Annotated in this window: 8 protein-coding genes; 5 read left to right on the top strand and 3 right to left on the bottom strand. The window is 69.3% G+C overall.

Translation table 11 applies throughout. From position 1 onward, the window contains the following. Together EQG76_RS05435 and EQG76_RS05430 are read right to left on the bottom strand one after the other, a co-directional pair. Window positions 1-1,588: autotransporter assembly complex protein TamA (locus EQG76_RS05435; RefSeq protein ID WP_159711306.1), on the bottom strand; the 1,588-nt coding region annotated here is incomplete at its 3' end. 398 nt (window positions 1,589-1,986) lie between these two features. Next, window positions 1,987-2,796 carry a metallophosphoesterase gene (locus EQG76_RS05430; RefSeq protein WP_235031215.1) on the bottom strand — a complete coding sequence of 270 codons (810 nt, stop codon included), beginning with the start codon at window positions 2,794-2,796 and terminating at the stop codon, window positions 1,987-1,989. A gap of 241 nt (window positions 2,797-3,037) precedes the next feature. On the opposite strand from EQG76_RS05430, the gene EQG76_RS05425 reads away from it, so the two are divergent. From EQG76_RS05425 to EQG76_RS05415, 3 genes are all read left to right on the top strand, one after another. Next, the gene (locus EQG76_RS05425) at window positions 3,038-4,342 is read left to right on the top strand and encodes an outer membrane beta-barrel protein (protein WP_159711304.1); all 1,305 of its coding nucleotides are present in this window, start codon (window positions 3,038-3,040) and stop codon (window positions 4,340-4,342) included. A gap of 136 nt (window positions 4,343-4,478) precedes the next feature. After that, window positions 4,479-5,078 (top strand): polysaccharide biosynthesis/export family protein, encoded by a 600-nt coding sequence (locus EQG76_RS05420; RefSeq protein ID WP_159711302.1) that lies wholly within the window; start codon window positions 4,479-4,481, stop codon window positions 5,076-5,078. A gap of 81 nt (window positions 5,079-5,159) precedes the next feature. Further along, complete coding sequence (locus tag EQG76_RS05415) at window positions 5,160-6,479, top strand: AmpG family muropeptide MFS transporter (protein ID WP_159711300.1); 1,320 nt, start codon at window positions 5,160-5,162, stop codon at window positions 6,477-6,479. Here the strand turns inward: EQG76_RS05415 and EQG76_RS05410 are convergent. Beyond that, window positions 6,466-7,521 (bottom strand): SPOR domain-containing protein, encoded by a 1,056-nt coding sequence (locus EQG76_RS05410; protein ID WP_159711298.1) that lies wholly within the window; start codon window positions 7,519-7,521, stop codon window positions 6,466-6,468. The genes EQG76_RS05415 and EQG76_RS05410 overlap by 14 nt on opposite strands. A 110-nt stretch (window positions 7,522-7,631) precedes the next feature. Here EQG76_RS05410 and EQG76_RS05405 point away from each other — a divergent pair, with 110 nt between their 5' ends. Together EQG76_RS05405 and EQG76_RS05400 are read left to right on the top strand one after the other, a co-directional pair. Beyond that, window positions 7,632-8,804: a tetratricopeptide repeat protein gene (locus EQG76_RS05405; RefSeq protein WP_159711296.1), complete on the top strand. Its 1,173-nt coding sequence runs from the start codon at window positions 7,632-7,634 to the stop codon at window positions 8,802-8,804. A 23-nt stretch (window positions 8,805-8,827) separates the two neighbouring features. Beyond that, window positions 8,828-9,313, top strand: a 486-nt coding sequence (locus tag EQG76_RS05400; protein WP_159711294.1) for an SDR family NAD(P)-dependent oxidoreductase, incomplete at its 3' end; no start/stop codon positions are given.

Raw genomic sequence — 9,313 nt, 5'->3', positions numbered from 1 at the left:
TGCCGCGTACCGAGCCGCCACCGCCGGCATAGAAGCGCTCGTCCGGTGGGACGTCGTCGATGTTGTCGGCGGTGATCGTGCCGATCGAGCCGCGCAGCGCCAGCACGACGCGCCGGTTGCGGGTGAGGCTGAAATAGTGGCTGTAGGTGCCACGCGCCTTCACGAAGGCGGCGCCAGAGCCGAGTGTATCGAAATACGGGCCGGCATTGAGGATCAACCGCCCGCCGCGGGTCGGGTCTAGGACGCTGTCGGTGGTGTCCCAGTCCAGGCCTGCCGGGAACGAGACCAGGCCGTAGGTCTCGCGCTCGCCGGCCTGCTCGACGTTGGAGAGCCGATAGGTCACGCCGAGCGTGCCGGTCATCCGCTCGCCCAGCCGCCGCTCGATCGCAGCACCGAGCTGGATCGAATCGCTGGTATAGGCCTCCACGTCCTCGTGCGAGATCGAGCCGTCGATCAGCAGGCTCTGCCGGCGGGAGAAGAAGTCCGGCTTGCGGAACTGGCCGCTCAGGGCGTAGCGCTCGGCGGACAAGAGGCCGCTCAGGCTGAGCCGTTCGCCCGCACCGAAAAAGTTACGGTGCTCCCAGGACAGCGACACGCCCGGCCCCTCGTCGGTCCGGTACCTGGCGCCGGCGGCGATCGAGCGCTGGGCCCGCTGGGTCGCCTCGAAGGTAACGGGCAGCCGCCCGGTGGCGTCGAGTTGGTCCGGGGTCACCACCTGGACGGTCGCGAACAACTGGGTGTCGATCAGCTCACGCCGTGACTCCTCCAGCACGGCCGGAGTGTAGGGCTGGTTCTCGTGCACGGTGAGCCGGCTGCGCAGGAAGCTCTCGTCGATGCCCTCGATGCCGGTGAACGTGATCTCGCCGAACCGGGCGATCGGGCCGGCATCGACCACGAAGGTCACGTCCAGGGTCGCTTCGCCCTGGTCGAGTTCGGCTCGGCGCTCCCCGGCTTCGGCGAACGGGTGGCCGCGCTCCCGCAACAGGCGGACCAGCCGCTGCTCGGCATCCAGGATCCGCTGGGCATCCACCGGTTCCCCCGCCTCCAGCCCCAGTTCCCGGATCGTGGGCAGGTCGGCGCCCGCCGGCTCCTCGCCGACGACGTCGATGCCGAGCCGGCCCAAGTGATAGCGGCGGCCCGGCTCGAGGGTGAAGATCAGCCGTCGGGCAGCGAGCGTCTCGCTGCCGGCTTCGGCCCCGGCCGCCGGTGCCTCGCCCGCGGCGGGAGCGGGTGTCGCGGCCGCGGGCTCCGCCAGCTCGTCGCGCCACTGCACGGTCCCGTCATAATAGCCCAGGGAGTGCATCGCACGGGTGATGTTGTCGATGTCGCGCCTGGCCCGCTGGGTGAGCACCAGCTCGTCGGCCGGCGGCCGGTCCTCCTCGTTCTTCGCCACCGAGGCCTGGTCCAAGAGCGGGGCCAGCTCGTCGCTGATCGGGCCCTCGAACGTCACCGTGTAGGGGATGCCCGGACCGGTCTCGACGCCCGGCAGACCTTCCTCGTCCTCGCCGGCACAGGCCGCGAGCGCCAGCAGTCCAGCCAGGACGAGGCCGCGGCAGATGCGCCGGCCGACCCCTCGGCAGGCCGTCACGCCGTTCCTGCCACTGGGAGGCGCTGCTGCCGGTCCGGGACGTGTCGAATGGACCGGCCCTGCGGAGGGACAATCATAGTATTTCTTACTTCTGTATCGTTATTTCGACCAGGGCGTGAAGTCGGCAGCAGAATAAGTTCCACTGCCATAAATGCATATGGACAGCACCGTTGGAGTCCGATGGGTGCACGATTTTGCTGGGGCATCAAGGTCCGGCATCGGCAGGGTCGCACGCATGGGGAGAACGGGTGGCCGAAGGGTCACAGCAGGCCTGCCAGCGGCGGATGCACTGGTGCGGGCCGGCCGACGCCGGCCTGCCCATGATCCTGGGGTCGCCGGGCCGCCACGGCAACGTCACCACCCGCCGGATGAAGGCCAGCCGTGCCACCCCGTGCCGTTCAGGCCTCGCCGGTGCTGGTCTGCAGGTACCAGCGCCGGTCCTCTTCCAGGCCGACGGCGGTCAGCATCCCGGTCCACACCGCGCCGGTGTCGATGCCGATCCGGTGCCGGCGCTCGATCGGCTGCTGCTCGACCGTGTGGCCGTGCACCACGACCTTGGCGAGCTCGCTGTCATGGCTGAGGAAGGGCTCGCGCACCCAGAGCAGGTCCTCGACGCTCTGTTGGTCCAGCGGCCGGGTCGGCATGATGCCGGCATGGACCATGAAGTAGTCGCCGATCGAGAAGCCCAGCTCCAGGCTGCCGAGAAAGCGGCGATGCGCCTCAGGCACCCTCGCGCGCATGGCAGCCTGCGCCTCGCGGAAGCGGGCGGGCTCGGCCTTGGCGGGATCCATGCGCACCCCGTAGCTGAGCAGGGTCGCGTCGCCGCCATGCTTGTACCAGCTCGGCCCATAGGCCGGATCCTCCAGGAACTCGCGGAGCCACAGATCGTGGTTGCCCAGGAGGTGGATGCCCTCGAAGCCGTCCGGCGGGCCGGCGATCAGATGGTCGAGGACCTCACGGCTGTCGGTCCCGCGATCGACATAGTCGCCCAGATACACGATCCACGGGCGGCAACTGTCGCCGCGGGCGTGGTGGTCGGCCTCGATGAGTGCCTCGAGCTGCCGCAGGAGGCCCAGGCGGCCATGCACGTCGCCCACCGCATAGACCCGGATGCCGCGCGGCAGGCGTGGCGGCCGCCCGGCCACCGACGGCACGGGCGGACCGGCCTCCTCGCGCTCGCGGCTCTTGCGGAACAGCCTTCCAAGCAATGCCGCCTACCTTCCCCGCCGCCACCACTGCTTGTTGCCCGACGGGCACAAATGGCGCCTGCCAGGATACCCGGCGGCCGGCGACCGCTATAGACGGCGGCCGGGTCGGTTGTCAGCGCCGTCTTCCGAAGTCTAAACAATCTCCGATCGAGATGCACCGGCGGTTGTACCCCGGACGCTTACTGTAATGCACCTCCTGCCGGAATCGGCCGGAGATGATGAAGGGTAGAGGATGGCCCCGATGCGCTGGACCTTGCTGACCACGACCGCGGCGGGCGCGCTGACCGTGCTTGCCGGCATGGCGTCGGCTCAGGACACCGGTGCCCTCGGTTCGGCGCAACAGGCGCTGGACAGTGACTACCAGATCCAGGGGCAGGAGGTTGATCCGAACGTGCCGGTGCAGGACCGGCCGCGCCCGGACTATGATCCCCTGGGCATCCGGCGCGGCTCGTTCTTCTTCTTTCCGAGCATCGACGCGTCGGTCGGCTTCGACAGCAACGTCAATGCCGAGGAGGATGACGAGAAGAGCGACGTCATCCTGGGCCTCACGCCCCAGCTCAGCATGAGGACCGATTGGTCGCGCCATCAGCTGAACGGCAACGTCTACCTGAACGCCGCGAAATATCTCGACCAGGACGAGAACGACTTCGTCGATTACGGCCTCCGCCTTGGAGGCCGCTACGACGTGTCGCGTGCGGGTGCGTTCCGCGGCAACGTCTCCTACGACCATCTGCATGAAGGCAAGGACGACGACGACCGCGTCACGGTCGGTGAGGGCGATGTCGTCGAATACGATCGCTACATCGCGACCGGCGGCTACTCGCACCGCTTCAACCGGATCATGGTCGGCGGCAACCTGATCTACCGCCTCTACGACTGGGACTCGTTCAACGCCGGCGGCGTGACGGTCAACCAGGACTATCGCAACCGCCAGGAATATGGCGGCAACCTGCGCCTGAGCTATGCCATCTCGCCCAGGATCGGTCTGTTCACCCAGGCGGACTACCTGTTCTACAACTATGACAATCCAACCCCGGGCGGACGCGATCAGGATTCCGAGAAGTACGGCCTGAGCGTCGGCACGACCGTCGACTTCACCGCCGTGCTGTTCGGCGAGGCGAGCATCGGCTACGTCAAGCAGGCCTACAAGAGCGACACGTTCGAGGACCAGGACGGCGTCTCGGCGGATGTCGGGCTGACCTGGAACGTCACCACCCTGTCGACCCTGCAGCTCGAGGCGTCGCGCGACTTCCTGCCGTCCAGCAGTGGCGGCTCCTCGCGCCTTGCCACCGACGTGGTCCTGAGCGGCTACCATGAGCTGCTGCGCAACCTGATCCTGAACGCGCACCTGCGCTACAACAACCAGGACTACAAGGGCAGCGACCTGGAGAAGGACATCTACGAGGGTGGGCTCGGCGCCGACTACCTGATCACCCGCAATTTCTCCGCCGGCGCCGAGTACGTCTACCGGCAGCAGGACTCGACTGCGCAAGGCGGCGACTACGACAAGCACCTCGTGCTGCTGCGGCTGAGGGCGCAGATCTGATGCACCCGGGTGCCTGGGATAAGATGACCCAGGCGTTGCCGAAACCTTGCCTAACCTCGCAGCTCCACCCCAAGATGGCGGCCGTCAGGGCCGATCCTTGGGCCCGTCCGGTCGACAGAAGCTGGGACAACCCGCGATGATGCGTTCGATGACCACCAAGCTGGCACTGCTGGTGCTGCTGGCCCTTTCTGCCGTCGGTCTGTCCGCATGTGGTGGCACCACCTCCACGCCATCCGACGTGGTGGGCTCGGCCGAAGCGCCCGAGACGCTGCCCACGCCCGAATACCAGTTGGGCAGCGGTGACCGCCTGCGCATCATCGTGTTCCGCCACGACGACCTGTCCGGCGAGTTCCAGCTGGACGGCACAGGGCGGTTCGCGATGCCGCTGGTCGGTACGATCAACGCCAACGGCCTCACCACCCGCCAGCTCGAGGAAGAGATCAAGAAGGCTTACGAGGAAGGTCAGTACCTGATCTCCCCGCAGGTCAGCGTGGCGGTGACCAACTTCCGGCCGTTCTACATTACCGGCGAGGTCAACCGCCCGGGCTCCTATGAATATGTCGACGGCATGACAGTCGACCAGGCGATCTCGTTGGCCGGTGGCTTCGGCTACCGTGCGGCACGGGACGAGGTGATGATCAAGCGCGGCGGCTCGGGTGCCCAGGGGGTGATCGTGAGCGGCGGCCAGCGCGTCTCGCCCGGCGACATTATCGAGGTTCCGGAACGCTTCTTCTAAAGCGCCGGCGATCTTCGAGCATCGGCGTCACGGCCGGCCGCAGGAGCGGTCGGCCGTGGCCGGTTCTCCCGGGCGAGCGACATGAAGGCCTATCTCGATTCGCTCGCGGCCTACCGGGACCGGCGGATCTTCCTCATCCTCCTGCTGGGCTTCTCCAGCGGCCTCCCACTGCTCCTGGTCCTGTCCACGCTCAGCGCCAGGCTGCGCGATGCCGGGCTCAGCACCGGCACGATCGGCCTGTTCGCCTATGTGCTGGCACCCTACAGCTTCAAGTTCGCCTGGGCGCCGCTCGTCGACCGGCTGCCGCTGCCCGGCCTCACCCGCCTGCTCGGGCGCCGGCGCTCCTGGCTGCTGGTCACCCAGGCCGGGCTGATCCTGTCGATCACGCTCCTGGCTATGGCCGACCCGGTCGCGGGCACGGCCGGGCTGGCCGTGGCTGCGCTCGCGGTGGCCTTCTTCTCGGCCAGCCAGGACATCGTGGTCGATGCCTGGCGGGTGGAAGTGCTGCCCGAGGAGAAGCTCGGGGCCGGTGCCGCGGTCGTGGTGATCGGCTACCGGCTCGGCATGTTCGCGGCGGGTGCCGGTGCTTTGTTCCTGGCCGACCGGATCGGCTGGACCGACACCTATCTCGTGATGGCGCTGCTCGTGCTGGTGGGCTGCCTAGCGGCGCTGCTGGCGCCGGAGCCGGCCGTGACCCCGGCCCCCGCCCCTGCCGGATCGGCAGGAGGCTGGCACAGCTGGATTGAGCAGGGGGTGGTGGCGCCATTCGCCGATTTCTTCCAGCGGCGCGGTCTCGCGGTCGCCTGCGTCATCCTCGCCTTCATCTCGCTCTACAAGGCCTCCGACGTCATGCTGACGCTGATGGCCAACCCGTTCTACCTTGACCTCGGCTTCACCAAGACCGACATCGCCGAGGTGTCCGGCACGTTCGGCCTGTTCGTCGGCCTGTTCGGCGGGGTGCTGGGCGGGGCGCTGGCCTTTCGGCTGGGCCTGCTGCCGGCCCTCCTGGTCAGCGGGATCCTGCAGGGTGCCTCCAACCTGGCATTCGCCGTCCTGGCGGTGACCGGGCCGGTCAAGTGGGCGTTCTACCTGGCCATCCTGGTGGAGAACCTAACCGGCGGGATGGGTACCGCCGTGTTCGTGGCCTATCTGTCCTCGCTGTGCACGGTCCACTTCACGGCCACGCAGTACGCGCTGCTGACCTCCTTCATGCAGCTATTCGCCAAGTTCGCAGTGGTGCCCGCCTCCGGCTTCATCGCCGAGGCGCTGGGCTGGCCCGGCTTCTTCATCCTGTCCGCCGTGTTCGCCCTGCCGGGCCTGCTGCTGGTGCTCTGGCTGCGCCGCCGGGTGGCGGTCGCCGACCGGGCGGCACCGCCGGCACTGCCGGTCAGTTCCGGATGATCACCCGGCACTCGCCGCCCGCCTGCTTCAGGCCGCTGCACAGCCGCTCTGCATCGGTGCGCACCGCATAAGGACCGACCAGGAGCCGGTAGAACCGGCCGCGTCCGGCGATCTCCACGGAGGTCGTGGGCAGCCGCTGCGCCTGGGCCAGGTCGGCAAAGCGCTGGCGCAGCTCGTCCCAGGCTGCATCCAGGTCCGCCTCACTGCGCAGCGCCATCAGCTGCACCGCGAAGCTGCGCTCGCCGCCACCGGCCGCGGGCTCACCGCTGCGCTGGCGGGTGGTGGGCGCGGCTGGTATCGCGGCCGGTGCCGCGGCCGGCTCCACCGCCGCGAGCGCAGCCGTCCGCTGTGCCCTGATCGGGGCATCGGGCACTGCGGTGGCATCGTCCGGCTCGGGGGCGCCATTCAGCTCGGCAATCTTGGCTTGCGGTGGCGGCTGCGTGGGCAGGGCGCGCAGGCGGGCCTCGGTCGCCCGCATCTGCCGGGTGAGGGGGTGACGGTCGCCCAGGGCGCGGTCGACGATGAAGGCGGCGCGGGCGGCGAGCGCCTGCGCGATCCTGGGGTCGCCCGCGGTCGCCTCCGCGAGCGCCAGATTGTAGGCGGCGCGTGCCGTGTCGGGATGATCGTTGCCGCGCGCCTTCTCCACGGCCGCGAGCGCTGCCCGGTGTGCGGTCAGCGCTGCCCTGCTGTCCCCCTTGGCCGCCAGCACCAGGCCCAGATTGTTCAGCGTCGTGGCGGCCGCCAGAGGATCGACCTCGTCCTGCGCCTGGTCGATCGCCTGGGCACGGCGCAGCAGCCGTTCCGCCTCCCGGAGGTCGCCCTGGCGACGGAGTGCTTCCGCCAGATTGTTGAGGTCGAGGGCCAGCTCCGGCGACTCCGGGCCGAAGCGCTGCTCCGACAGCCGCACGGCTTGGCGGAGCGCCGGGATCGCCGCGTCCAGGTCACCGCGCCGGTACAGATCGACGCCCTTGAGGTACGCATCGATCAGCGGATCCTCGGTCGCCCACGCGGCCGTGACCGTTGACACGGACAGGAACACCATCGTTACCAGGACATGGATGACGCGCCACGTCGAGTGTAGGATGATGGCTGCTGCCCTAGGCCTCCGCACCAACAGGAACTCCCGCAAGACATGTCGACGGACGATCACTCGTGCCCTCCAAAAGTCTAGCCCGGATCGGCCGTGATATCAGCCTAGCCTGCGTGACTGCCGCGGCACTCGGCACCACTGTCACGATGGCGGCGGCGGAAGGGTCGGCCGAAGCCTGCCGCACGGAGGTCCGCCACCCGGGCTTCCGGATCGATGCCTGCACCGACGCGCTCGTCCCCCTGCCGCCCGACGACCGGGCCACGCGCGCCGAGTTCCTGCGCTACCGCGCACTGGCCCGCCGGGCGGTCGGCGCGGTGGACGAGGCGCTGGTGGACCTGGACGAGGCGATCGGGCTGCAGCCGGACCATGCTGGCGCCTGGCTGATCCGGGCCGCGATCCGGGCCGATCTCGGCCGGATTGATGCGGCGCTGCGCGATGTGGAGGAGGCGCAGGCCCTGAGCCCCCGCTCGCCGCAGGTCTGGCGCCGCAAGGGCGTGCTGCTCGACCAGAAGGGCGAGTTCGACCAGGCCTATGCCGCGCTCAACCGCGCCCTCGAGCTGGATCCGCGCTATGCGGAGGCCTTCTTCGACCGTGGCGACCTCCTGCGCCGCGAGGGCTATCTCGCCGAGGCCACCGTCGACCTCACCACGGCGATCGAGCTGGCGCCCAAGATGGCGGCGGCATGGAACGCCCGGGGCAGTGCCTGGGCCAACCTAGACGACGACAAGCGCGCCTTGTCCGACTTCGACCAGGCGATCCGGCTCAGGCCCGACTTCGCCGCGGCCTATGTCAACCGTGCCTCGATCCGCTGGCGGCTGAACGACACGGAGAATGCGCTGGCCGACTATGGCCGGGCGATCGAGCTGGAGCCCACCAACATCGACGCCTGGCTCAACCGCAGCCGCGCCTTCGAGGCGCTCGGGCGGACGGAGGAGGCCCGGCACGACTTGGACATGGCCACGGCACTGGGGGCCAGGCGCCGGAGCGCCCAGGCCGACACCGACCGGACAGCTGCCGCCAGTGAGGAGGGCTTCGCTCGGGAAGGGGCCTTCTACGTGACCACCAAGGCGGTCAACTACCGGGTCGGCCCCAATACCCGCTCGAACCGGCTGGGGAGCCTGAACAGCGGTGAGCGGGTGCAGGTGGTGGGCCAGCGCGACGGCTGGCTGGAGGTGGTGATCCCGGACGGCGGCCAGGGCTATATCTGGCACGAGTTCCTTGAGCTGGAACGGTGACCGTCGGAAGCAGGGCCGGTTCCGTGCCGCGGCGGGCACTGGTCACCGGTGCCGCGCGCCGGCTGGGGCGGGCCATGGCGCTGGCGCTGGCCGAGGACGGCTACGACCTAGCCCTCCATGTCCGTGCGGTCGACGCCAATGCCGAGCGCCTGGCCGGCGAGATCCGGGCACTGGGCCGTCAGGCAGTGCTCGTGCCGGCCGACCTGCGCGATCTCGCCGCCATCGGGGTGCTGCTCGCCACGGCCAATAGCCTTCTGGGGCCGCAGGGGGTGCTGGTGAACAGTGCCGCCGTGTTCCCCGACGACCGGCTGGCCGATCTGGAGGCACGGCAACTCGAGGAGGTGCTGCGGATCGACCTGGTGGCACCGCTGCTGCTGAGCCAAGCCTTCGCCCGCCAGTTGCCCACAGGCGCCGGCGGCGTGATCGTCAACCTGCTCGACCAGCGGATCCTGCGGCCGAGCGGACGGCGCCTGTCCTACACGCTGGCCAAGTCGGCTCTGTGGACCGCC

This window comes from Geminicoccus flavidas, assembly GCF_009806515.1.
GTDB classification, from domain to species: domain Bacteria; phylum Pseudomonadota; class Alphaproteobacteria; order Geminicoccales; family Geminicoccaceae; genus Geminicoccus; species Geminicoccus flavidus.
The sequence above is the reverse complement of the archived record's forward strand: the minus strand, read 5'-3'. Positions and strand labels throughout refer to the sequence as shown.